Origin of the sequence: Streptomyces sp. NPDC058001 (assembly GCF_042886315.1) — a bacterium.
Classification (GTDB): Bacteria; Actinomycetota; Actinomycetes; order Streptomycetales; family Streptomycetaceae; genus Streptomyces.
This window is the reverse complement of the sequence record NZ_JBHVQT010000006.1, coordinates 395022-417042: the sequence shown is the minus strand read 5'-3', so window position 1 is coordinate 417042 and position 22021 is coordinate 395022. Positions and strand designations below refer to the sequence as shown.

20 protein-coding genes are annotated in these 22021 nt (G+C 71.7%); 7 read left to right on the top strand and 13 right to left on the bottom strand.

Features of this window, described 5'->3' with window-relative positions:
* Positions 1–14: 14 nt before the first annotated feature.
* Complete coding sequence (locus ACFVT5_RS17425) at positions 15–1253, bottom strand: MurT ligase domain-containing protein (RefSeq protein WP_389887717.1); 1239 nt, start codon at positions 1251–1253, stop codon at positions 15–17.
* 136 nt (positions 1254–1389) lie between these two features.
* Here ACFVT5_RS17425 and def point away from each other — a divergent pair, with 136 nt between their 5' ends.
* A complete protein-coding gene (def, locus tag ACFVT5_RS17420; RefSeq protein WP_389887714.1) occupies positions 1390–1935 on the top strand; it encodes a peptide deformylase in 546 nt (181 codons plus the stop codon).
* A gap of 96 nt (positions 1936–2031) precedes the next feature.
* Here def and ACFVT5_RS17415 read toward each other — a convergent pair whose 3' ends face one another.
* The gene (locus tag ACFVT5_RS17415; RefSeq protein WP_389887712.1) at positions 2032–2688 is read right to left on the bottom strand and encodes a TetR family transcriptional regulator; all 657 of its coding nucleotides are present in this window, start codon (positions 2686–2688) and stop codon (positions 2032–2034) included.
* A 164-nt stretch (positions 2689–2852) separates the two neighbouring features.
* Between ACFVT5_RS17415 and ACFVT5_RS17410 the strand changes: the two genes are divergently transcribed.
* Positions 2853–4082: an acyl-CoA dehydrogenase family protein gene (locus tag ACFVT5_RS17410; protein ID WP_389887709.1), complete on the top strand. Its 1230-nt coding sequence runs from the start codon at positions 2853–2855 to the stop codon at positions 4080–4082.
* Here the strand turns inward: ACFVT5_RS17410 and ACFVT5_RS17405 are convergent.
* The 4 genes from ACFVT5_RS17405 to ACFVT5_RS17390 form a co-directional block, all read right to left on the bottom strand.
* On the bottom strand, positions 4062–4676 hold the full coding sequence (locus tag ACFVT5_RS17405) for a cupin domain-containing protein (protein ID WP_389887706.1): 615 nt from the start codon (positions 4674–4676) through the stop codon (positions 4062–4064). The two genes, ACFVT5_RS17410 and ACFVT5_RS17405, sit on opposite strands and share 21 nt — an antisense overlap.
* Positions 4677–4695: 19 nt before the next feature.
* Positions 4696–5919, bottom strand: a complete 1224-nt coding sequence (locus ACFVT5_RS17400) for a cytochrome P450 (protein WP_389887703.1) — start codon at positions 5917–5919, stop codon at positions 4696–4698.
* A gap of 97 nt (positions 5920–6016) precedes the next feature.
* Positions 6017–7126: a type III polyketide synthase gene (locus ACFVT5_RS17395; RefSeq protein ID WP_389887700.1), complete on the bottom strand. Its 1110-nt coding sequence runs from the start codon at positions 7124–7126 to the stop codon at positions 6017–6019.
* Positions 7127–7246: 120 nt separating this feature from the next.
* Complete coding sequence (locus tag ACFVT5_RS17390) at positions 7247–7726, bottom strand: DUF3574 domain-containing protein (protein ID WP_389887697.1); 480 nt, start codon at positions 7724–7726, stop codon at positions 7247–7249.
* 159 nt (positions 7727–7885) lie between these two features.
* Here ACFVT5_RS17390 and ACFVT5_RS17385 point away from each other — a divergent pair, with 159 nt between their 5' ends.
* A complete protein-coding gene (locus tag ACFVT5_RS17385) occupies positions 7886–8608 on the top strand; it encodes a transcriptional regulator (protein WP_389887694.1) in 723 nt (240 codons plus the stop codon).
* On the opposite strand, the gene ACFVT5_RS17380 is transcribed toward ACFVT5_RS17385, so the two are convergent.
* The 5 genes from ACFVT5_RS17380 to ACFVT5_RS17360 all read right to left on the bottom strand — a co-directional run bounded on the left by ACFVT5_RS17380 (position 8605) and on the right by ACFVT5_RS17360 (position 14394).
* Entirely contained in the window at positions 8605–8865 is a 261-nt protein-coding gene (locus tag ACFVT5_RS17380; RefSeq protein ID WP_389887691.1) for a DUF6213 family protein, read from the bottom strand. The two genes, ACFVT5_RS17385 and ACFVT5_RS17380, sit on opposite strands and share 4 nt — an antisense overlap.
* 115 nt (positions 8866–8980) lie before the next feature.
* Entirely contained in the window at positions 8981–10372 is a 1392-nt protein-coding gene (locus ACFVT5_RS17375) for an NADP-dependent succinic semialdehyde dehydrogenase (RefSeq protein WP_389887688.1), read from the bottom strand.
* Between the two features lie 94 nt (positions 10373–10466).
* Entirely contained in the window at positions 10467–10982 is a 516-nt protein-coding gene (locus tag ACFVT5_RS17370) for an NUDIX domain-containing protein (RefSeq protein ID WP_389887685.1), read from the bottom strand.
* Positions 10979–12526 (bottom strand): ATP-dependent DNA ligase, encoded by a 1548-nt coding sequence (locus ACFVT5_RS17365; protein ID WP_389887682.1) that lies wholly within the window; start codon positions 12524–12526, stop codon positions 10979–10981. Before ACFVT5_RS17365 ends, ACFVT5_RS17370 begins: the two co-directional genes overlap by 4 nt.
* 110 nt (positions 12527–12636) lie before the next feature.
* Positions 12637–14394 carry a phosphatidylglycerol lysyltransferase domain-containing protein gene (locus tag ACFVT5_RS17360; RefSeq protein WP_389887679.1) on the bottom strand — a complete coding sequence of 586 codons (1758 nt, stop codon included), beginning with the start codon at positions 14392–14394 and terminating at the stop codon, positions 12637–12639.
* Positions 14395–14583: 189 nt separating this feature from the next.
* Here ACFVT5_RS17360 and ACFVT5_RS17355 point away from each other — a divergent pair, with 189 nt between their 5' ends.
* On the top strand, positions 14584–15849 hold the full coding sequence (locus ACFVT5_RS17355) for an alpha/beta hydrolase (protein ID WP_389887676.1): 1266 nt from the start codon (positions 14584–14586) through the stop codon (positions 15847–15849).
* Positions 15850–16220: 371 nt separating this feature from the next.
* Positions 16221–18080, top strand: coding sequence for an asparagine synthase (glutamine-hydrolyzing) (asnB, locus tag ACFVT5_RS17350; RefSeq protein ID WP_389887674.1), 1860 nt, complete (start codon positions 16221–16223; stop codon positions 18078–18080).
* A gap of 31 nt (positions 18081–18111) precedes the next feature.
* Here asnB and ACFVT5_RS17345 read toward each other — a convergent pair whose 3' ends face one another.
* Both ACFVT5_RS17345 and ACFVT5_RS17340 read right to left on the bottom strand, forming a co-directional pair.
* The gene (locus ACFVT5_RS17345) at positions 18112–19206 is read right to left on the bottom strand and encodes a hypothetical protein (protein ID WP_389887671.1); all 1095 of its coding nucleotides are present in this window, start codon (positions 19204–19206) and stop codon (positions 18112–18114) included.
* Positions 19207–19240: 34 nt separating this feature from the next.
* A complete protein-coding gene (locus ACFVT5_RS17340) occupies positions 19241–20107 on the bottom strand; it encodes an ABC transporter permease (protein WP_389888191.1) in 867 nt (288 codons plus the stop codon).
* A gap of 157 nt (positions 20108–20264) precedes the next feature.
* Between ACFVT5_RS17340 and ACFVT5_RS17335 the strand changes: the two genes are divergently transcribed.
* Both ACFVT5_RS17335 and ACFVT5_RS17330 read left to right on the top strand, forming a co-directional pair.
* Positions 20265–21353: an S-(hydroxymethyl)mycothiol dehydrogenase gene (locus ACFVT5_RS17335; protein WP_389887668.1), complete on the top strand. Its 1089-nt coding sequence runs from the start codon at positions 20265–20267 to the stop codon at positions 21351–21353.
* Positions 21353–21982 carry an MBL fold metallo-hydrolase gene (locus ACFVT5_RS17330; protein ID WP_389887665.1) on the top strand — a complete coding sequence of 210 codons (630 nt, stop codon included), beginning with the start codon at positions 21353–21355 and terminating at the stop codon, positions 21980–21982. The genes ACFVT5_RS17335 and ACFVT5_RS17330 overlap by 1 nt, the downstream gene beginning before the upstream one ends.
* Positions 21983–22021: the final 39 nt, after the last annotated feature.

Here is a 22021-nt window from a genome sequence, read left to right as displayed (position 1 = left end):
GTGGGGCGGTGGGGTCAGTTGCCGACGCGGCGGCGCAGGTCCTGGAACGCGGTGTAGTTCGCGATGACCTCGATCCGGCCGGGCGGCGCCATCTGTACGGCCTGGTCGACGCTGTCGCACACCTGGAAGTTCTGGTTGGCCACTTCGAGGCGGACCGCGAGGTCGAGCTTGCGGTCGCCGATCACGAAGATCGGGTGCCCGCCGAGCCGGGTGTAGTCGACGTCCCAGAGCCAGGAGGTGTCGGTGCCGTCCGCGCCGCGCGCGTTCACCGAGAGGATCACCGGGGTCGGCGGCGGATCGATCAGCGAGAACGTCTCCAGCCAGCCCGCCGGGTTCTTCGCCAGGAGCAGCCGCAGATCACGGCCCATGAACTGCACGACGTCGTACCGTCCGGCGACCGCCTGCACCTGGTACATGCGCTCAAGCGCGACCTGCGGCGGCACCCCGAAGACGGCGGCGACGGCGGCCGATGTGGCAGCGTTGGCCTTGTTGGCGCGGCCCGGGAGCTGGAGGTGGATGGGCCAGGCGGAACCGTGCGGGTCGAGGACGTAGTCGCCCTGGAGCACCCAGCTCGGCGCGGGGCGGCGGAAGCCGCACTCACCGCAGTACCAGTCGTCGCCGGGGCGCTGCATCACACCGCCGCAGGACGGGCATGACCAGGCGTCGTCCTTCCACATCTGGCCCGCCGCCACCCAGACGACGTTCGGTGACGACGACGCCGCCCAGACGACCAGCGGGTCGTCTGCGTTGGCGATGACGACGGCCTTCGATCCCGACAGGCCCTCGCGCCAGTGCTCGGCGAGCATCCGGGTCTCGGCGGCGCGGTCGAGCTGGTCACGGGAGAGGTTCAGCAGGGCGATGGCCTTGGGCTCCACATCACGGGCGACGCCCGCGAGGTACTTCTCGTCGACCTCGATGACACCGAACCGGGCGTCCGAGCCGCCCGCGAGGGCCGAGGTGATGCCGGCGGGCATATTCGCGCCGAGCGCGTTGGAGACGACGGGACCCGCGGCGCCGAGCGCCTCCGCGATCAGCCGGGTGGTCGTGGTCTTGCCGTTGGTGGCGGAGACCAGTACGACATCGAGATGCTGGGCGAGCCGTCCGAGGAGTTCCGGGTCGAGTTTGAGCGCCACCCGGCCGCCGATCACCGAGCCACTGCCGCGGCCCGCCGCCCGAGAGACCGCCGCGGCTGCCTTGCCCGCCGTCACGGCCAGCTTGGCCCGCGGCGTCAGCGGGTCCGAGTTGCCTGCCATCGTTCTGGATCCTCCTTGCGTTCGGCGCCGCGCCTGCCCGGCATCAATGGCCCTCAGCCTATCGAGATCCGGTCACCTGCCCGAACTGTGGCACCGGCGCGGAGTGGGCGGGTCTCGTGAACGTACCCTTATCGCCATGCGACACAGCACGATTCCGGGCGCCACGGGGCGTGTCCGGCCCCTCATCCTGCTCGGCGATCCGGTGTTGCGCACGCCCTGCGACGAAGTCACGGACTTCGGGCCGCCCCTGGCGCGTCTGGTGGAAGACCTGTTCGCCACGATGTACGCCGCCCGGGGGGTCGGCCTCGCCGCGAACCAGATCGGCGAGTCGGCGCGGGTGTTCGTATACGACTGCCCCGACGACGAGGACCGCAGACATCTCGGGCATGTTGTGAACCCGCGCCTGGTGGAGGCGGACGGGGTGGTGATGCGGGGGCCCGAGGGCTGTCTTTCGCTGCCGGGCCTGGAGGCGGGGACGGAACGCTTCGACCACGCGGTGGTCGAGGGCGTGACATCGCGGGGTGAGCCCGTACGGGTCCACGGGACGGGGTTCTTCGCCCGGTGTCTCCAGCATGAGGTCGATCACCTCGGCGGTGGTCTGTATCTCGACCGGGTCACCGGTTGGCGCCGTCGCCGCTTGGGGCGGGCGGTCACCAAGGCCCGGTGGAACAGGGCCATCTGAGTCCGTCACCGATGTTGCCGGGCCCTGCCCGCCATGGCCCGTCTTCTCTCGGGTCAGGGGCTTCTCCCGGGTCACCGTTTCTCTCGGGTCACGAGGTCAGAACCCCGGACCCCCGACCCGGTCGCCCGCGACCGCGAGCCGGCCCCACAGCAGATCCGCCAAGCAGGTCACCAACTCGCTGCGCGAGCAGGGGCGTTCACCCAGCCACCAGTCACCGGCGGCATGCATCATGCCGACGATCCCGTGCCCCCAGACGCGCGCGAGGCGCTGGCTCTGCGGCCCGAGGTCGAGCCGTTCTCCGATGACGTCGGCGAGTTCCTCGCCGAGGCGCCGCAGCAGGGGAGCGGAGTGCAGCCCCACGTCGAACCCCTGGTCCGCGCCGCCCTCGCCCTGTGAGGTGCCCTCGGCGGGATGCATCAGAAAGCGGTACACCTGAGGCCGGGCCTCGATGGCCGCGAGGTAGGTGTCGAGGGTCGCCTCGACGCGGGCGCGGCGCTCCGCCGGCGCGTCCAACGCGGCTCGCAGCGAGGCGAGCAGCGCATCGGTGTGCCGCTTGGCGAGGGCCGCGTACAGGCCGCCCTTGTCGCCGAAGTGGCGGTAGAGGATCGGCTTGGTGATGCCCGCCTCGGCGGCGATGGCGTTCATGGAGGCGCCGGGTCCGTCCCGGAGCACGACCCGGTCCGCGGCCTCCAGCAGCTCGCGACGGCGACGGTCGGCCGACCGCTGCTGATCGCTCCGCTGTGTGGTGTCCATGGTCTCTCCCCACCCCGATGACTCGATGACGCCTGCGAAACGTAACACTCCTGGTCGGAAGTACCACGAACGGGACGAGTGGAGTTGACACGCGCTACCGGGCGGTAACAGACTCGCTGTTACCGCAAGTAACATATGCTGTGGACGCAGGCGCTGGAGGGGTCATGGCCGAATTCACCATGGAGCTGAACGACGAACAGCGGGAGGTGCGGGACTGGATCCACGGTTTCGCCGCCGATGTGATCCGCCCCGCCGCCGCCGAATGGGACGAGCGCGAGGAGACCCCCTGGCCCGTCATCCAGGAAGCCGCGAAGGTCGGCATCTATTCCCTCGACTTCTACGCCCAGCAGTACTTCGACCCCACCGGACTCGGCATCCCGATGGCGATGGAGGAACTGTTCTGGGGTGACGCGGGCATCGCCCTGTCCATCGTGGGCACCGGTCTCGCGGCGGTCGGCGTCCTCGCCAACGGCACCGAGGAGCAGATCGGCACCTGGATCCCGCAGATGTACGGCGACCAGAACGATGTGAAGGTGGCCGCGTTCTGCTCGTCCGAACCCGACGCCGGCTCCGATGTGGCCTCCCTGCGCACCCGCGCCGTCTACGACGAGGCCAAGGACGAATGGGTCCTGAACGGCACCAAGACCTGGGCGACCAACGGAGGCATCGCCAACGTCCATGTGGTCGTCGCCGTCGTGGACCCCGGCCTCGGCTCCAAGGGCCACGCCTCCTTCATCGTCCCGCCCGGCACCCCCGGCCTCGCGCAGGGCCAGAAGTTCAAGAAGCACGGCATCCGCGCCTCGCACACCGCCGAGGTCGTCCTGGAGGACGTACGGGTCCCCGGCTCCTGCCTGCTCGGCGGCAAGGAGAAACTGGACGAACGACTGGCCCGCGCCCGCGAACGCGTCAAGGCCGGCGGCTCGGAGCGGGTGAAGAACGCGGCGATGGCCACCTTCGAGGCGTCACGCCCCGCCGTCGGCGCGATGGCCGTGGGCACCGCACGCGCCGCGTACGAGGTCGCCCTCGACTACGCCAGAACGAGGGAACAGTTCGGCCGCCCGATCATCGACAACCAGGGCATCGCCTTCCAACTCGCCGACATGCGCACCCGTATCGACGCCTCCCGGCTGCTGGTGTGGCGGGCCTCCTGGATGGCCGTCAACGGCAAGAAGTTCACCTCCGCCGAAGGGTCGATGTCGAAGCTGTTCGCCAGCGAGACCGCCAAGGAGGTCACGGCGCAGGCCGTGCAGATCCTCGGCGGCAACGGCTTCACCCGTGAGTACCCCGTCGAGCGCATGCACCGCGACGCAGCGATCTACACCATTTTCGAAGGCACCAGCGAGATCCAGCGCCTCGTCATCGCGCGCGCCCTGTCAGGGATGCCCATCCGCTGACCACACGGCCGGCTGCGGAGACTCACCGCTCTCACCGCTCTCCTCGTCCTCACCGTTCTCGTCGCTTCCGTGCCGCAGCGGCGTCAACTGCTCGATGTCGTACCGCATGCGCAGCGCGGCGATCGCGTCGTGGTCCGGGGGGCCGTCGGCCGAGAGGATCTCCAGGAGTTCGTCGAAGTACCGCTCGTGATCGGGCGGTGGCGACGACTGGAAGAACATCTTCGCCGGGCTCCCGGTCGGATTCGCGAAGGCGTGCGGGCACCCGGGCGGCACCAGGATGACGGTGCCCGGCGTGGCCCGCACCACCCGGCCGCCCGAGAACGACTCCCAGCGCTGCCAGCGGTCCGGGGTGCGCACCCGTGGCTCGAAGGCGAGTACGTCCAACTCGCCCTCCAGGACGTAGAACAACTCCTCGCTGCGGGTGTGCAGATGGGCGCCGACATCGAATCCCGGCGGTACGACCACCTCGAAGCTGGACGCGATCCGTGAGTGCGTACCGGTGACCTTGAAGGTGACGTCCTGGGCGGCGGTGCGTACCCTGCGGCCGTGGCCGGGCGGTACCAGCAGCCCCTCGGACGGTGTGAGCGTGGTCATCGGATCTCCTGCCGCCCGGTCACCAGGTGACCGGAAGGGCCTCGGGGCCCCGGATCAGGGCGCCGCGCCGCCATGGCACCTCGCTGGGCGGCACCGCGAGACGCAGCCCCGGCAGCCGGTCGAGCAGCGTCGACACCAGCAGCTCGGACTCCATCTTCGCGAGGATCCCGCCCACGCAGTAGTGCGGTCCATGACCGAACGACACATGCGGATTGGGGCTGCGGTCGAAGTCGATACGTTCCGGGTCCGGGAAGACGTCCGGATCGCGGTTCGCGGCCAGGTACGACACATAGACCGCGTCACCCTCGCGGATCCGTACGCCCCGCACCTCGACATCCTCCGTCGCGATCCGGGACAGGCCCACCGCGCTGCGGTGCGGGATGTAGCGGATCAGCTCGTCGATGGCCTGTGAGCGCAACTCCGGCTCGGCCACCAGCCGTTCGCGCAGCGCGGGACGGGTCAGCAGCAGATAGAACATCTGCCCGCTGTTGTTGGTGACGGCCTCGCCGCCGATCTGGATCAGCAGCGCGAGCCCGACCGCCTCCTCCTCGGTCAGCTCACCCCGGCCCACCGCCGCGCCGAGCAGTCCGACGACATCCTCGGACGTGCTGTCGCGCCGCTCCCGTACCAGGTCGGTGAAGTAAGCGAGCATCTCGTCCTTGGCCCGCTCGCTGACCTCGGCGCCGTACGACGAGGACAGGATCCGGTCCGTCCAGGAGTGCATCCGCTCCTGGTCCCGGGGCGGCACTCCCATCAGCTCGCAGATCACGGCGATCGGGAACGGCGCGAGGATCCGCTCGGTCAGATCGGCGGACGGCCCGTCCCGCAGCAACTCGTCCACCAGCCCGTCGAGCAACTCCTGGGACTTCGCCCGTACGCGCTCCACGCCTCGCGCCGTGAACGCCGTCGTGACCGAACGGCGCAGCCGGGTGTGGTCGGGCGGATCCGCGAACCCGACCGCGCCCGCCACCGGGATGAAGTGCGGGGCGAGCCGGGTCACCGGCCGCCCCATGACCGCCTTCCGGCTGAACCGGGTGTCGTTGGTCACCGCGCGCACATCGTCGTAGCGGGTCACCAGCCAGGCCCAGCCCTCGCCGTTGGGCAGCGCGATACGGGTGACCGGGCCCTCGCGCATCAGCTCCGCCAGGACGGGGTCGAAGTCCACCGCGGTCAGGTCGAGCGCGGGCCAGAACCTGATGGGTGGCAGTGTGGCAGTGACATCGGTCGTCATCTTGTCGGTCATGCGGGGTGTGTCCTCGTCGAGTCGGTCGAGCGGAGCCCGGCGCGGGATGACCCGCGCCGGGCCTACGGTCAGGGGTGATGGCCCGCGACGGCGCGGTTCAGGCGGTCGGCGCCGGTGCCGGAGCCCGCGTGACCCGCATGGCCCGCGCCAACGGCTGGTCGGCGTTCACCCAGCGGCCCAGTGCCATCTCGGCGGTGATCCCGGGGCCGAATCCGGCGAGGAGTCCGCGGGCGCTGGGGGCAGCGCCGCCTTCGTCGAACAGCCGGCGCAGTGCGTCCAGGACGACGGCGCTGGCGATGTTCCCGTACTCGGTGAGCGTCGCCCGGCTGAACCGGAACGCCTCCGGATCGACCTCCAGGAATTTGCTGAGGTCGTCCAGGATGCGGGGACCGCCCGCGTGCACGATGTAGAAGTCCAGGTCGGTCGCGTCCCAGCCATGGGTGCTCGCGAGCTGTTTGAGGGCCGGAGCCAGCGGCTCCATGGTGGCGGGCACCCGCTTGTCGAGCAGGAAGTGGAAACCGGTGGCGCGTACGTCGTACGCGATCCACTCCTCGGTCTTGGGGATCAGATAGGAGCCGTTGCGCTCCAGTTGGATGCCGGTGCCGCCCTGCCCGCGCACCACGGCGGCGGCCACACCGTCACCGAAGAGCCCGTTCGAGAGCAGCGAGCCGATACCGATGTCGGTCGGCTGGTAGCACAGCGAGCAGAACTCGCAGGCCACGATGAGCGCGTTCGCCTCCGGGTAGGCGGTGCAGAAGTCGTGCGCGCGGTTGATCGCGGCACCGCCGGCCGCGCAGCCGAGCTGGGCGATCGGTATCTGGCGGGTGTCGCTACGGAAGTCCATGGCGTTGATGAGCCACGCCGTGAGTGACGGCATCATGAAGCCCGTGCACGAGACATAGATGATGACATCGATGTCGGCGGGCCCCAGTTCGGCGTCGTCGAGCGCGCGGCGCACGACGTCGGGAACCCGGGCCTTGGCCTCGGCCACGTACAGCTTGTTGCGGTCCTCGAACCCCGGGTGCTTCAGTGTCTCCTCGATCGGTTGCACGAGGTGCCGGGTCTGGACCCCGGTGTTCCTGATCAGTCGCAGTGCCAAAGGCAGTTGAGGGTGATCCGCGTGGCGGGAACTCGCCAGAGCGAGTGTCTCCTCCATGGTGATGATGTGTTCCGGAACGGATACAGCGGGCCTGCACAGAGTCGCCATGATGCTGAGCCTTCTCTCGCCCCCCGGCTGAAGGGTGGTCCACCCACGATCTCCCGGACCGACCGGGATATCGCGCGGTGTTACTCCAGACCGGGGGTGAGGCGTGCGGCCCGGCGGCCGTCAGCCGAAGTCCGCGCGGGTCGCGTCGTCGAGCCTGGCCACCGACTCCTGGCCGTACAGGCGTTGGTAGGCGGACCGGATCCGCTCGATCCGGCCGTCACGGGCACGGGCCTCGGCGGCCGGGTAGAGCAGGACCAGCTCGTACGAGCGCTCCCGCTCGATGGTGCCGTGCGCGTCCCGCCACTGGCCCCGGCCGTCCCGCACCGTGAGCCCTTCCGGGAAGTCCGGGGTCACCCTGGTGTCGATGAACCCCATGAACTGCCGGTCCGTGACGGCGGGCCCGCCGTCCGGGCGCTCGGTGCCGAAGAACAGCCGCGTCTCGATGTACGCCTTGCCCCGGGCGGAAGGGGCGCCCTGCACGGTGGGCGACGGCGTGGACCGGTCGTCCAGGGCGGCGCCCGCGGCCGGGACACCGGCGGCCAGCACGGCGAGTGCCGCGGTCGAGGTGAGCAGTCGGGCACGCGCGCTCAGGGTCCGCATCGGGGATCCTCCCTGGTGGGGTGCGGTGGACGCCGCTCACTCTGACGAGTCCGGACCCCGCTCCGGGGCGGGTGGCTCGCAAGGCCGCGCGCAAACCGCCCGATCGGGGCACTCCGGCCCGTGAGACGCTGGCGAGGGGCGAGCCGAAGGGACCCAGGGATGACCCGGACGACCGGGACGGACACCGCACACACGGCAAAGGAGTTGCTCCGGTCCACCACGGCCGATCTGGCGCCCGATCCGACGGCCAACCGCTTCGTCCCGCTGGTCGCGCGCGGCGCGGCTAGCCCCGCGGCCCTGCTGGTGCTCGCCCTGGAACAGCGGCACGTCATCCCCGCCGACCGCCGCGCCTTCGAGCACTTGGTCACCCGGTCGGCCGATGAACCGGAGAGCGCCGCGTTCTTCTCCGCTCTCGCCGCCGGCGAGTCCCTGGCCGGGGACCGGATCGGCGCGCTCGTCACGGCGCTGGGCGCGGACGAGACGGTGGCGGAGGCGTATGAGCCGCTGGCGGGCTGCCAGGCGTATCCCGCGTACGTCGCGTGGCTCGCCCTGAACGGCGCGCCGTCCGACACGGTCCTCGCGCTGTCCGCGAACTTCTCGGCGTGGGGCGGCTACTGCGCCACGCTCGCCGGGGGCCTGCGCGCGCACTACGGACTCGACGACGCGGCCTGCGGATTCTTCGACTTCTTCGCCACGCCCGCGCCCGACCTGGACCGACTGGCGACCGAGGCCGTCCGGGCGGGCCTGGCCTCCGGACGCCTGACGGAGCGCACGGCCCGCGCACACGGGCGGCTGCTCCAGGGCTACGAGGCCATGTTCTGGGACACCCTCGCCGGGCTCCGACCGGCAGACGTGCACGACACGGTGTCCGACACGGTCTAGGACTTCGGGCGCCGCTCCGCCTTCGCCGGGGTGGCGCTGCTGTGGGCGATGCACGCCACGTCGATCCGGTCGGCGAGCTTGGCCAGTTCGATGGTGAGCGCCGCGACGGTGTCCTCGTCGAGGTCGTTCCGCCCGGCGTCCACCATGCGCAGCCAGTGGCCACCGACCGCGCGCAGCAGCTTGCTGACATCGGCCGCCGCCACATGCAAGTGGCCATGGCTGTCAATGATCAGAGGCGGTGTCACTTCCCGACCCACTGGACCTCCCGAGCCACTTGAACTCCTACCGGACCTCCCGTCGGCCCTCGGCGGACGACGACCTGTGGATCGTAGCCGCCGGACCACCGAGCGAGGCGTAGCCGCACTAGGCCGGTCAGGCGCCCTGCCAGACCGTGGTGATGTTGCAGAACTCGTGCATGCCGTGGCCCGACAGCTCCCTGCCGTAGCCGGACCGCTTGACCCCGCCGAACGGGAAGGCGGGGTGCGAGGCCGTCATACCGTTGAAGAAGACACCGCCGGCCTCCAGGTCCCGGGTGAAGCGGTCGATCTCGGCGTCGTCGCGGGTCCACACATTCGAGCTGAGGCCGAACGGCGTGTCGTTGGCGAGGGCCACGGCCGCGCCCAGGTCCGCCACCCGGTACAGCGTGGCCACCGGTCCGAACGCCTCCTCGTGGTGGATGCGCATGTCCGGTGTGACATCGGCGAGGACGGTCGGCTCGTAGTACCAGCCGTCGTGGAACCCGTCGGGACGCCGCCCGCCGCACAGGACGGTCGCTCCCGCCTCCACGGCGTCGTCGACGAGTTCCTCCAGGTCGCCGCGGCCCTGCTCGGTCGAGAGCGGGCCCACATCGGTGGACTCCTCCAGCGGGTCGCCGACCGTGAGGTCCCGCATCCCCGCCGTGAACCGCTCGGCGAACGCCTCGAACACGTCCTCGTGGACGATGAACCGTTTGGCCGCGATGCAGGACTGCCCGTTGTTCTGCACCCGGGCCGTCACCGCCGTCCGCGCCGCGCGGTCGACATCGGCCGACGACATCACCACGAACGGGTCGCTGCCGCCGAGTTCGAGTACGGTCTTCTTGACCTCGTCCCCGGCGACCGACGCGACCGCGCGGCCCGCCGGCTCACTGCCGGTGAGGGTCGCCGCCGCGACCCGGGGGTCCCGCAGAACGCCCTCGACGGCGCGGGACCCGATGAGCAGGGTCTGGAAGCAGCCATTGGGGAAACCCGCACGGCGGAACAGGTCCTCCAGGTACAGGGCGGTCTGCGGCACGTTCGACGCGTGCTTGAGCAGGCCGACGTTCCCGGCCATCAGCGCGGGCGCCGCGAAGCGCACCACCTGCCAGAGCGGGAAGTTCCACGGCATGACCGCGAGGACGACACCGAGCGGCCGGTACACGACCCGGGCGCGGGTGGCACCGGAGTCCTTCACGTCGACCTCGGCCGGGTGCTCGTCGGCGAGCAGCGCCTCGGCGTGGTCCGCGTACCAGCGCATCGCCTTCGCGCATTTCGCGGCCTCCGCGCGGGCCTGCGCGACGGGCTTGCCCATCTCGGTCGTCATGACCTTCGCGATCTCGGCCTGGTCGTGGTCGAGCAGATCGGCGGCGCTGTGCAGCAGCCGGGCCCGCTCGTACAGGGAGACCGTGCGGTAGTGCTCGAACGTGGACCGCGCGGTCGCGATGCGCCGCTCGATCTCCTGGGCGTCCAGGGCGTCGTACGTGGTGACTGTCTCGCCGGTGGCCGGATTCACCGTCGCGATGGGCATGGCAATGACCTCCTGTTGCGCGGTCCTTCGACCTTCGCCCCGCACGAAGGGCGCCGCAAGGCGACGGGTGCCCGGAAATCCTCCGGGCATGACCTCACGGCCCGCCCGTGCCTTCCGGGGACGGGTCGGCTGAGTCGGCCGGGTCGACGCCCAGGAGGTCCGCGAGCCGGTCCAGGAACACGACCTGCCCCTTGATCAGCGCGTCACGGGCCGCCGCCAGGCCGTACCAGGCGACCCGGTCCAGCTCGGGGAAGGTGCCGGTCCGGCCCGAGCGCGGCGGCCACTCCATGGTGAAGGTGCCGGGCACCACGGCGGCCGGATCGAGGTCGGCCTCGACCGCCCAGGCGGTGACGGTCTTGCCGCCCGCCTGCCGGGTCTCGCCGAGCGGCAGCGCATCCCCGTCGGGCGGTGCGAGCCCCAGCTCCTCCTGGAACTCCCGGAGCGCCGCGTTCCACGCCTCCTCGGGCGGTGCGTACTCGCCCTTCGGAATCGACCACGCGCCGTGGTCCCGGCGCGCCCAGAGCGGGCCGCCCATGTGCCCGAGCAGTACCTCGGGACCGTCGGGGGAGCGCCGGAACAGCAGGAGACCCGCACTGCGCCTGTCCGTCATGACCCCAGTGTGGACCCCGTGGCGAGCACCGTCTCGACCGTGTCGGCCTCCTCGGGCGACTTGTCCTCGCGGTAGCGCACCACGCGGGCGAAGCGGAGGGTGACGCCCGCCGGATAGCGGGTCGAGCGCTGGAGCCCGTCGAAGGCGATCTCGACGACGAGTTCGGGCCGTACCGTCACCACGAACCCGTCGTCGGTGACGGCCAGTTCCCGCAGCCGTCCGGTCTGCCAGGCGAGCATCTTGTCCGTCAGCCCCTTGAACGTCTTGCCGAGCATCGCGTACGACCCGTCGGGCCGCCGCGCCCCCAGATGCAGGTTGGACAGCGTGCCCCTGCGCCGCCCATGGCCCCACTCGGCTGCCAGGATCACCAGGTCGAGGGTGTGCACCGGCTTGACCTTCACCCAGGACGCGCCGCGCCGCCCCGCGCTGTAGGGCGCGTCGAGCCCCTTGACGACGACACCCTCGTGGCCCCGGTCGAGCGTGGCGGCGAGGAACGTGTCGGCGGCGGCCCGCAGCGCCGGATCGGCCGGGTCGGCCACCACCGTGCGGCGCACCCGCATCGGCTCGGGCACCAGCCGCGCCAGCTCCTCGTGCCGCTCGGCGAACGGCAGGTCGAGCAGGTCGCGGTCGCCCGAGGACAGCACGTCGAAGAAGACGGGGGACAGGGGCAGCGACTCGGCCGCCGCCGTGACGTCGACGCGGGAGCCGACCCGGCCCGCGATCTCCTGGAAGGACCGGGGCCGCCCGTCGCGCCCCAGCGCGATCACCTCACCGTCCACGATGAACCGCTCACCCGCCAACTCCCGTACCGCGAGGACCACTTCGGGGAGCCGGTGGGTGATGTCGTCGAGGGTGCGGGTGTACGCGCGGATCCGGTCGCCGTCGCGGTGCACCTGGACGCGGATGCCGTCGAGCTTCTCCTCGACCGCGCACGGGCCCACCTTGTCGAGCGCGTCGCCGACCGACGGCGCGCTCTGCGCCAGCATCGGAAGCACGGGCCGCCCGACCGTGAGCCGGAATGTGTCCAGGGCGGGCGGCCCGTCGGCGAGCAGCGCCCGCGCCACGGTCTGCAACGATCCCGCGAGCATCACCGCGCGCCGTACCGCGCCGGGCTCGGCGCCGGTGGCCCGCGCCAGGCCCTCCATCGCGACGGCGTCCAGGGCGCCCTGCCGTACCTCGCCGGTGAGCAGCCCGAACAGGAAGCGCTGCTCCTCCTCGGTGGCGGCGCCCATCAACGCGCCGACCAGCCGCTTGCGTTCGGCCTGCGAGCCGGCCCCGGACACCGCGCCCAGCTCCGTCAGCGCCGCGTCGACCCGCTGGACGGTCAGCGACGGCTCGGCCGCGGGCTCCACCGGGTCGCGCAGCGCGCTCCAGCCGACACCGAGCCGGCCCTGCGGGAGACGGCCCGCGAGATACGGGATGACGATCGGTACGTCGTCCGGCGCGGCATCCCGGAACAGCTCGGCGAGCAGGGCGATCTTCCGGGACCGTGCCGAGGTGGCGGCGACGTCCCGTGAGACATGGGCGAGCCGGACAAGCAGCATGCCGCCATCCTGCGGCGGCCCCACCTGATCCGCGAGCCGCCCGCACCGCACATGTTCCGTGTCGCGGGCGCCTCTCGGCCGTCACGGGCCGAGCGGCGCGCCCCCGGCCGTCACGGGCTGAGCGGCGCCGATCGTGGCTTCGGCTCGGGCGCCGCCTCCGCACGTAGCCACGCACCGCCCCGTACCAGCTGGCGCAGCCGCTCCGCCGGGCGCGGCAGCACCACGAACGCCTCGGCCTGGAGGCACGCCCAGCCGATCCGCGGCAGGTCACGCGCGCTCGGGTACACCACGAACCGCGGCTCCCACACCGGCTGGAACTTGGCGTTGAAGCGGTACAGCGACTCGATCTGGAACCAGCGCGACAGGAAGATCAGCAGCCCGCGCCAGACCCGCAGCACCGGTCCCGCGCCGATCCGCTCACCCCGGGCGAGGGCTGCCCGGAACACCGCGAAGTTGAGCGAGACCCGGCTCACGCCGAGGCCCGGCGCCGCCCGCAGCGCCGCCACGATCAGCAGCTCGTTCAGGCCCGGCTCCGCCGTACGGTCGCGGCGCATCAGGTCGAGCGACAGACCGTCGTCGCCCCAGGGCACGAAGTGCAGCAGGGCCCGGACGCGCTCCTGGCCGTCGTCGTCGATCTGGTGCGCGGTGACGACGACGCAGTCCCCGTCGTCGGGGTCGCCGAATCGGCCGAGCGCCATGGAGAACCCGCGCTCCGTCGCGCTGCCCCGCCAGGCCGCCGCGGCCTCCCGCAGCCGCCGCTTCTCCTCGTCGGACAGCTCCCGCATCCGCCGCACCCGGCAGTGGTAGCCGCCGCGTTCGATGCGGTTGACCATCTGGCGCACATTGCGCATGGAGCGCCCGCCGAGGCTGAACGCGCCGGTGTCGACGATCGCCTCGTCGCCCAGCTCCAGCGCCCGCAGGCCCCCTTCGCGGGTCCACACCTGACCGCCGACCTCGCTGCACCCCATCACCGCGGGCGTCCAGGCGTGCCGCGCGCACTCGGCGAGGAACTCCTTGATCGCGCCGGGCCATGCCTCGATGTCCCCGATCGGGTCACCGCCCGCCACGGCGACGCCCGACACCACCCGGTAGGCGATGGCCGCCTTGCCGGTCGGCGAGAACAGCACGCTCTTGTCCCGGCGCAGCGCGAAGTAGCCCAGCGAGTCCCGGCGGCCCTCCTTCGTCAGCAGCGCGTGCAGCCGGTCGCCGCCGGTGCCCGCGCGCGACGGGACCGGACGCAGCGCCAGATAGATCGTGGTCGTCGCCGTGACCAGACCGAGCGCGATCAGCGAGAAGTACACGAGGTCCGCGGCCCGGTCACTCTCGTACCCGATCGGACCGCGCATACCGAAGAGCCCGTACCCCACTTGGCGCAGCCGGTCCATGAGGCTGATGCCGTGGCCCGCCTCGTCACCGGCGCGCACCCCGACGACGGCCAGACCGAGTCCGACGCTGCAACAGCCGAGGACGAGGAAGTTCCACAGCGCGCGGCTGCGGGTGCGTGGATCGCCCAGGGCACGGAACTGCCGCCGTTCGGCCACCAGGGTGACGCACAGCGCCGCCGACACGGCGGCCGGCACCAGCGCGTGATGGCGGACCCCTTGCAGCACGGCGCTCAGCGCGAGGAGTACGACGGCCGCCTGCCAGGCGCGCTGTTTACGGCGGCGAAGCCCGCCGGCGAGCATCACCAGAAGGATTCCGGCGGCCAGGGCGCCGGCTCGGGCGACGTCGTCGGCGAGCCCCGGCACGTAGAGCGCGATGTGCTCGAACCGGCCTTCGCGTATCCGTGGCACCACGGAGGACACGATGTCGGCGAGGCCGATGATCAGGCAGGTGTGACCGGCCAAGGACGCGGGTCGTTGTCTCACGGCGGCAGCGTACGAGCGCTGAGCGGCATCGGAGTAAGAGCCGGGCAGGAGCTGGGTAAGAACGGGATGACGAGCAAACCCCGGCCCTCTGCCTCGCCTCTTCTCCGGTGAACAACACCGGGCCGCCGCCCGTGCGGCGCCCGGACCGCGAGTGAACTCCCCCGTGCGGGGCGGAAAGTCGAGGGATCCATGGGCCTGACGAGTCGGGCACTCGAATATGTCGTGGTGCTGTTCGCCGTGCTGTGCGTGGCGCTCACCGCGTGGCTGTGGCCGCGTCTGGCGAGGACCGGGCCGTTGACGGTCGTCGGCAGGCTCGGCACCATCGCCGTCACCCAGACGGCCGTCCTGTGCGCCTTCGCTCTCGCGATCAACACGAACTTCGAGTTCTACGGTTCCTGGAACGAGCTGCTCGGCCATGTCGACAAGGCGCCCGCGCAGGTCACCGCCCTCGGGGCCACGGGTCCGAACTCCGCGGCCCTGGCGGCGCCCGGCGGCCTGGTGCAGCCCGCGGGGCCGCAGGGGCTCGACACGATCAAGGACCTTCCGCGCGGGGCCGCCGACGAGGTGGGACGGGTCGATTCCGTGCGCATCACCGGGCGCAGGTCACGGGCGATCAACCCGGCGTTCGTGTATCTGCCGCCGCAGTACTTCCAGAAGCAGTTCCACCGTCAGCGCTTCCCCGTGATCGTCGCGATCAGCGGCTACCCCGGCGGCATCATGAACCTCGCCCAGCACCTCCGGGTCCCGCAGACCGCGGCCGGACTGCTGAGCGCCAACAAGATGCAGCCCACCGTGATCGTGATGCTCCGGCCGACCATCGCACCGCCCCGCGACACCGAGTGCGTGGACGTGCCGAGCGGCCCGCAGGCCGAGACGTACTTCGTGAAGGACCTGCCCGAGGCGCTGAAGCGGACCTATCGGGTCGGCCACGACCCCAGCGCGTGGGGCGCGCTCGGCTACTCCTCGGGCGGCTCCTGCGCCCTGCAACTGGCGATGCGTAACCCGGGCGTGTACACCTCGGCGGCGGCCCTCTCGGCGAACTATCAGGTCGGCAACGACCTCACCACCGGAAACCTGTTCGGGAACGGTCCGGCGGGCGAGCGCCGCAAGCAGGGCCACGACCTCCTCTGGCGGCTGGAGAACCTGCCGCAGCCGCGGATCTCCGTCCTGGTCGCCAGCAGCAGGCAGGGCGAGAACGACTACGGCGACACCATGAAGTTCCTCGCGGCGGTGAAGCCCCCGATGACCTCGGCGAAGATCATCCTGGACCAGGGCAGCCATCACTTCACCACCTGGCGCCGGGAGATCGGGCCCGCCCTCCAGTGGATGAGCGGCCAGTTGACGTTCCCGCAGGACACCACGCCCAACAAGCGCAAGCCGCCCACCAAGGGCAAGCCGGGTGAGGCCAAGGCCACCCCGCCCTCGGCGACCGAGCCCGGCAAGGTCACCCACTAGGCGCGTGCGGCGAGGGCCTTCGCGTCCGCGTGACCGGCGTTGATGAAGTCTTTGCCGGTGGCCGATTCGCGGCGACCCGTACCCCCGGCCGGGTGGCGCACGTCCCGCTCGGCCCGGGTCGGCCCGTCCGGCGGCTGCGGGTGAGGCGGCGCGGAGGGGCCGGAACCGCTCGGTCGGCGCGGCCGTCCGGGTTACGGCCGCGTTGACCGCGACTCCGGCATGACACACGCTCGTCATGTAGATGCTGGATGCAGCTTGTTTCCGTCCGGTGTCCGGCTGCCGGGCTGTCCGGCTGTCCGGCCGTACGTGACGGCTGGGGAACACCAGGTCGGTACCGGTGCGGACGGGACGGCGGACGCGGGAGGACGCACATGTGCGGCATCACCGGCTGGGTCTCCTTCGACCGTGACCTGCGGGCCGCGGCCGGCACCGTGGACGCGATGACGGAGACGATGGCCTGCCGAGGGCCCGACGACCGGGGCACCTGGATCGACGGCCCCGCCGCGCTCGGCCATCGCCGGCTCGCCATCATCGACCTGCCCGGCGGGCGCCAGCCGATGACCGCCGCGACACCCGAGGGCACCGTCGCACTCGTCTACTCCGGCGAGACCTACAACTTCACCGAACTGCGCCGTGAACTGACCGGACTCGGCCACCGTTTCGGCACCGCATCCGACACCGAGGTCGTCCTGCGCGGCTATCTGGAGTGGGGCGACCGGCTCGCCGAACGCCTCAACGGCATGTACGCCTTCGCCGTCTGGGACGGTCGCCACGACCGGCTCGTCATGATCCGCGACCGTATGGGCATCAAGCCGTTCTACTACCACCCGACGTCGGACGGCGTCCTGTTCGGCTCGGAACCCAAGGCGATCCTCGCCAACCCGCTGGTCAGGCCCCGGGTCACCCTCGACGGACTGCGCGAGCTGTTCGCCTTCGTCAAGACACCCGGCCACGCCGTGTGGGACGGCATGCGCGAGGTCGAGCCCGGCACCGTCGTCACCGTCGACCGCGCCGGTCACCACCGCCGTGTCTACTGGGAGTTGCCCACCCGGCCGCACCTCGACGACCGCGCCACCACCATCGCCACCGTCCGCTCGCTGCTCGACGACATCGTCCGCCGTCAACTCGTCGCCGACGTGCCCCGCTGCACCCTGCTCTCCGGCGGCCTGGACTCATCGGCGATGACCGCGCTCGCCGCCCGGCAACTCGCCGAGCACGACGAGAAGGTCCGCAGCTTCGCCGTCGACTTCGTCGGACAGACCGAGCACTTCGTCGCCGACGACCTGCGTGGCACCCCCGACACACCCTTCGTGCACGAGGTCGCCCGCGCCTCCGGCACCGAGCACCAGGACATCGTCCTGGACTCCGCCGCGCTCGCCGACCCCGAGGTCCGCGCCCAGGTGCTCCGGGCCCGCGATCTGCCGATGGGCCTCGGCGACATGGACGACTCGCTCCTCCTTCTCTTCCGCGCGATCCGCGAGCACTCCACCGTCGCGCTGTCCGGCGAGTCCGCCGACGAGGTCTTCGGCGGCTACCGGCAGTTCTTCGACGAAGAGGCACGGCGTGCCGACATGTTCCCGTGGCTGGTGGGACACGGACCCCAGGCCGGCGACGCGACGGACATCCTGCGGTCGGACCTGAGGCGGGACCTCGACCTCGCCGGATATGTCCGGGACGGCTACGCGACCGCCGTCGCCGGGATCCGACGCCTCGACGGTGAGAGCGACTTCGAGTACCGGATGCGGCGGATCTGTCATCTGCACCTGACCCGGTTCGTACGCATCCTGCTCGACCGCAAGGACCGTACGAGCATGGCGGTCGGCCTGGAGGTCCGGGTGCCGTTCTGCGACCACCGGCTCGTCGAGTACGTCTACAACGCGCCCTGGTCCCTGAAGTCCTTCGACGGCAGGGAGAAGAGCCTGCTGCGTGAGGCGACCGCGGATCTGCTGCCCCGGTCGGTGTACGACAGGGTGAAGAGCCCCTACCCGTCGACGCAGGACCCCGCGTACGCCGTCGCGCTCCAGGGCCAGGTCAAGGATCTGCTGACCCGGCCCTCACACCCGGTCTTCGGCCTGGTCGACCGGGACCGGGTACGGCAGGCCGCCGACCGGACCGGGCCGAGCGCCGACCAGGGGTCACGCGCCGACCAGGCGTCACGGCGGGGCCTGGAGCGGACTCTCGATCTCGCGCTGTGGCTGGACCTCTACCGGCCGGAAGTGGTGCTCAGCTGACCGGTACGCCTGAGTATGGGCGCTCCTGGCCTCACCATTCGCCGTCCCCCACCGGTCGGCCCGGTCCGGGGTCGCCCAGCGGCTTCACCTGGCCCGGGGCGGGCTGCTGCCACGGTTCGTGGTCGTCGCCGAGCCAGTCGCCGACCGGTTTCACGCCGCTCAGCGGTCCGGAGGGCGCGAGGTCGGTGCCGTCCTCGTCGTAGTAGTCGAACCACGGCAGCCCCGCGCGGGTGTACGCGGCACGGTCGACCGGGGACGGGGGTGCCGCTTCTCCGGTGATCCGCCGCCATTCGGGCGGGGTCACCAGATGCACGAACGTACGGGCCGACGGCTCGCTCGCCCAGTCCTTCAGGGCCCGGTCGTCGCGATAGACCTCCTGGCGCATCCGGCCTCCCGCGCCCAGACCCATCGCGGGTGCCGGGCGGGGCATCGCGCTCGGTGCGCGGGGCGGTCCGCCCGGCGGAGGCGGGCCACCCGGTGTGGGCAGGCCGCCCGGTTCGGGGAGGCCCGCGGCCTCGGCCGAGAACGGGAACGCGCCGCCGTATCCCCCGGGCGGGGCCATGGGCCGCCTGCGCCGCGCCAGGACGTCCTGCTCCGCACGCCAGGCCCGGTACGCCGTGGGTCCCAGCGGGAACGCCTGGAGCTGGACGCCGCCCCAGGTCTCCTCACCCGTCACCTGGCCCTCGACCGTGGCACCCAGGCCGAGCGGCACGGCGACGAACTGACGCACCGTCCCCGAACCGGAGTTGATGCCGTCGAGCCAGGGCTGGCGGGGCAGCACCACGTAGTTCTGCGGCTTCCGGGCGAGGGTGCCGGTCCACGGCTTGCCCGATATGGCGCACACCTTGCCGACGCCGACCTGGAGCGCGGCGGGTTCGCTGCTGCCGCCGAAGCTCAGCCACATCGCCTCGCGCAGGAACACCGGAAGCATGACGCCGCCCCGCGCGCGCCACTCCGGGGGGACCGTGTCCGGATAGTCCTCGACCCGGCGCACCGGGAACTCGCCGAGACCCGGCGGCAGCGGATGCGTACCGGACTCCGGCAGCCGCAGGGTCCGGATGAACCGGACCCGCACCGCCCCGAGCAGCAGACTGTTCCCGTCGATCCGGGCCGAACCTACCCCCATGACGCCCCCTCAGATGCGAAAATCTTCCCCGCTCTTACCACGAACGGGAAGCGCGATTGGTTCCGCCCTCGGGGTCGGCGGGACCGTCGACGATCCCGGTGTCGCGGTGCAGCCGGCCCCGGGCCACCAGTTCCACCGTGACGGCCACCGCCACCGCCTGCACCGCCATCAGCGCGATCAGCACGAACAGTTGCACCGCCCCGGCCATCACCGGTGACGCACCGCCCAGCAACATGCCGACGAACGCGCCGGGCAGTGTCACCAGGCCCACCGTGCGGGTCTGGTCAAGGCCCGGAAGCAACGCCTCCGACGCGGCCGGGCGGATGATCTCCAGCCGGGCGTCCCGCTCCAGGAACCCGAGCGCCAGACATGCCTCGACCTCACCGGCGCGCGTGTGCAGTTCGTCCAGCGCCCTGCGGCCACCCAGCACGGTCGCGGTCAGCGCGCCCCCGATGAGGATGCCGGTGACCGGGATCATCGCGATCCCGCGCACCGGCAGCAGCCCGGCCAGGACCAGCGCGGCCACCACCGGGACCACCGGCCCGGCCACCGGCACGGCCGCCCACCACCAGGTCCGGTTGGCCGTCATCCGGCGCCCGGCGGTTCGGGTGGCGACCGCGAACATCAGCAGCAGGAACCCCAGCGTCGCCGCGATGTGCTGGACGACCCAGCCGATCGCCAGTGACACGACGGCGAGTTGAGCGGCGGCCCGGCCACCCGCGACGAGCATGTCCCGGGCCCTGCGGTTCGACCCGTCCGACGAGAGGTGGAACACGGCGGCCGTCGCCGCCGCGATCAGCAGCAGCACCCCGAGCGCCACGGCGAGCCCCGCGTTCACCGGCAGCAGCGCCTGCGCCGCGTGGAACGGGAGTGGGACCCCCGCCGGACCGGGCGGGGACATCGAAGCGAGAGCACGCACCCGCCAACCCTAGGCCCGCCGGTGAGCGCCGCCGGCACGGGTGCGTCCCGTGAGCCACGGTGTCCGTGCCGCGAGCGGGAACGTACGCTCCTGGGGACGACGTAGGCCGAACGGCGTGACAGGAAAGAGGCAGGCAGACATGGCGACGCAGCAGGTGCGGGGCGTGATCGCGCGGGCGAAGGGCGAGCCGGTCCGGATCGAGACGATCCTGGTGCCCGACCCGGGGCCGGGCGAAGCGGTGGTCAAGATCCAGGCGTGCGGGGTCTGTCACACCGACCTGCACTACCGCGAGGGCGGCATCAACGACGACTTCCCCTTCCTCCTCGGCCACGAAGCGGCGGGCATCGTCGAGTCGGTCGGCGCGGGCGTCACCGACGTCGCCCCCGGTGACTACGTGATCCTCAACTGGCGTGCCGTCTGCGGCCAGTGCCGTGCCTGCCGGCGCGGACGCCCCTGGTACTGCTTCAACACGCACAACGCCCGGCAGAAGATGACCCTGGAGGACGGCACCGAACTCTCCCCGGCCCTGGGCATCGGCGCCTTCGCCGAGAAGACCCTCGTCGCCGCCGGACAGTGCACCAAGGTCGACCCGGCCGCGTCCCCGGCCGCCGCCGGACTCCTCGGCTGCGGTGTGATGGCGGGTCTGGGCGCCGCGATCAACACCGGCAACGTCGGGCGCGGCGACTCCGTCGCGGTCATCGGCTGCGGCGGTGTCGGTAACGCCGCCGTCGTCGGCGCGCGGCTGGCCGGCGCCGCGAAGATCATCGCCGTCGACATCGACGACCGGAAGCTGGAGACCGCGCGCGGTCTGGGCGCCACGCACACCGTCAACTCCCGCTCGGCCGACGCGGTCGAGGCCGTCCGCGAGCTGACCGGCGGTTTCGGCGCGGACGTCGTCATCGACGCGGTCGGCCGGCCCGAGACCTACGAGCAGGCGTTCTACGCCCGCGACCTCGCCGGCACCGTCGTCCTGGTCGGTGTGCCGACGCCCGAGATGCGTCTGGACCTGCCGCTGCTCGACGTCTTCGGCCGGGGCGGCTCGCTCAAGTCGTCCTGGTACGGCGACTGTCTGCCGTCGCGTGACTTCCCGATGCTCATCGATCTGTACCTTCAGGGCCGCCTCGACCTGGACGCCTTCGTCACCGAGACCATCGCCCTCGACGAGGTTGAGCAGGCGTTCGAGCGGATGCACCACGGTGACGTGCTGCGCTCGGTGGTGGTCTTCTGATGCCCGCCCGGATCGACCATCTCGTCACCTCGGGCACCTTCTCGCTCGACGGCGGCACCTGGGACGTCGACAACAATGTGTGGATCGTGGGCGACGACACCGAGTGCGTCGTCATCGACGCCGCCCATGACGCGGACGCCATCGCCGCCGCCGTGGGCGAGCGCCGCCTCACCGCGATCGTGTGCACGCACGCGCACGACGACCACATCGACGCGGCCCCGGCCTTGGCCGACCGCACCGGCGCCCCGATCCTGCTGCACCCCGCGGACGAGGAGCTGTGGCGGCTCACGCACCCCGACCGGGCACCCGACGGTGAGCTGGCCGACGGCCAGGAGCTGACCGTCGCGGGCACCGTGCTGCGCGTCCTGCACACGCCCGGCCACTGCCGGGGGGCCGTCAGCCTGTACGCGCCCGACCTGGGCAGCGTCTTCACCGGGGACACCCTCTTCGCGGGCGGACCCGGCGCCACCGGACGGTCCTTCAGCGACTTCCCGACGATCATCGACTCCATCCGGGACCGCCTTCTCACCCTGCCCCCCGACACCGTCGTCCGCACGGGCCACGGCGACACCACGACCATCGCAGCCGAGGCACCGCACCTGGCGGAGTGGATCACCCGCGGCCACTGAACCCCTCCGGGGAGGCTCCCAACGCCAGGAGCCTCCCCA

Coding starts and splice junctions, on each gene's coding strand:
- ACFVT5_RS17390 (WP_389887697.1), bottom strand. CDS start 7,726: ATGCGGACCCTGAGCGCGCGTGCCCGACTGCTCACCTCGACCGCGGCA.
- ACFVT5_RS17365 (WP_389887682.1), bottom strand. CDS start 12,526: ATGCTGCTTGTCCGGCTCGCCCATGTCTCACGGGACGTCGCCGCCACC.
- ACFVT5_RS17370 (WP_389887685.1), bottom strand. CDS start 10,982: ATGACGGACAGGCGCAGTGCGGGTCTCCTGCTGTTCCGGCGCTCCCCC.
- ACFVT5_RS17355 (WP_389887676.1), top strand. CDS start 14,584: ATGGGCCTGACGAGTCGGGCACTCGAATATGTCGTGGTGCTGTTCGCC.
- ACFVT5_RS17395 (WP_389887700.1), bottom strand. CDS start 7,126: ATGGCGACTCTGTGCAGGCCCGCTGTATCCGTTCCGGAACACATCATC.
- ACFVT5_RS17425 (WP_389887717.1), bottom strand. CDS start 1,253: ATGGCAGGCAACTCGGACCCGCTGACGCCGCGGGCCAAGCTGGCCGTG.
- ACFVT5_RS17340 (WP_389888191.1), bottom strand. CDS start 20,107: ATGTCCCCGCCCGGTCCGGCGGGGGTCCCACTCCCGTTCCACGCGGCG.
- ACFVT5_RS17415 (WP_389887712.1), bottom strand. CDS start 2,688: ATGGACACCACACAGCGGAGCGATCAGCAGCGGTCGGCCGACCGTCGC.
- ACFVT5_RS17345 (WP_389887671.1), bottom strand. CDS start 19,206: ATGGGGGTAGGTTCGGCCCGGATCGACGGGAACAGTCTGCTGCTCGGG.
- ACFVT5_RS17400 (WP_389887703.1), bottom strand. CDS start 5,919: ATGACCGACAAGATGACGACCGATGTCACTGCCACACTGCCACCCATC.
- ACFVT5_RS17335 (WP_389887668.1), top strand. CDS start 20,265: ATGGCGACGCAGCAGGTGCGGGGCGTGATCGCGCGGGCGAAGGGCGAG.
- ACFVT5_RS17330 (WP_389887665.1), top strand. CDS start 21,353: ATGCCCGCCCGGATCGACCATCTCGTCACCTCGGGCACCTTCTCGCTC.
- ACFVT5_RS17375 (WP_389887688.1), bottom strand. CDS start 10,372: ATGCCCATCGCGACGGTGAATCCGGCCACCGGCGAGACAGTCACCACG.
- def (WP_389887714.1), top strand. CDS start 1,390: ATGCGACACAGCACGATTCCGGGCGCCACGGGGCGTGTCCGGCCCCTC.
- ACFVT5_RS17410 (WP_389887709.1), top strand. CDS start 2,853: ATGGCCGAATTCACCATGGAGCTGAACGACGAACAGCGGGAGGTGCGG.
- asnB (WP_389887674.1), top strand. CDS start 16,221: ATGTGCGGCATCACCGGCTGGGTCTCCTTCGACCGTGACCTGCGGGCC.
- ACFVT5_RS17385 (WP_389887694.1), top strand. CDS start 7,886: ATGACCCGGACGACCGGGACGGACACCGCACACACGGCAAAGGAGTTG.
- ACFVT5_RS17405 (WP_389887706.1), bottom strand. CDS start 4,676: ATGACCACGCTCACACCGTCCGAGGGGCTGCTGGTACCGCCCGGCCAC.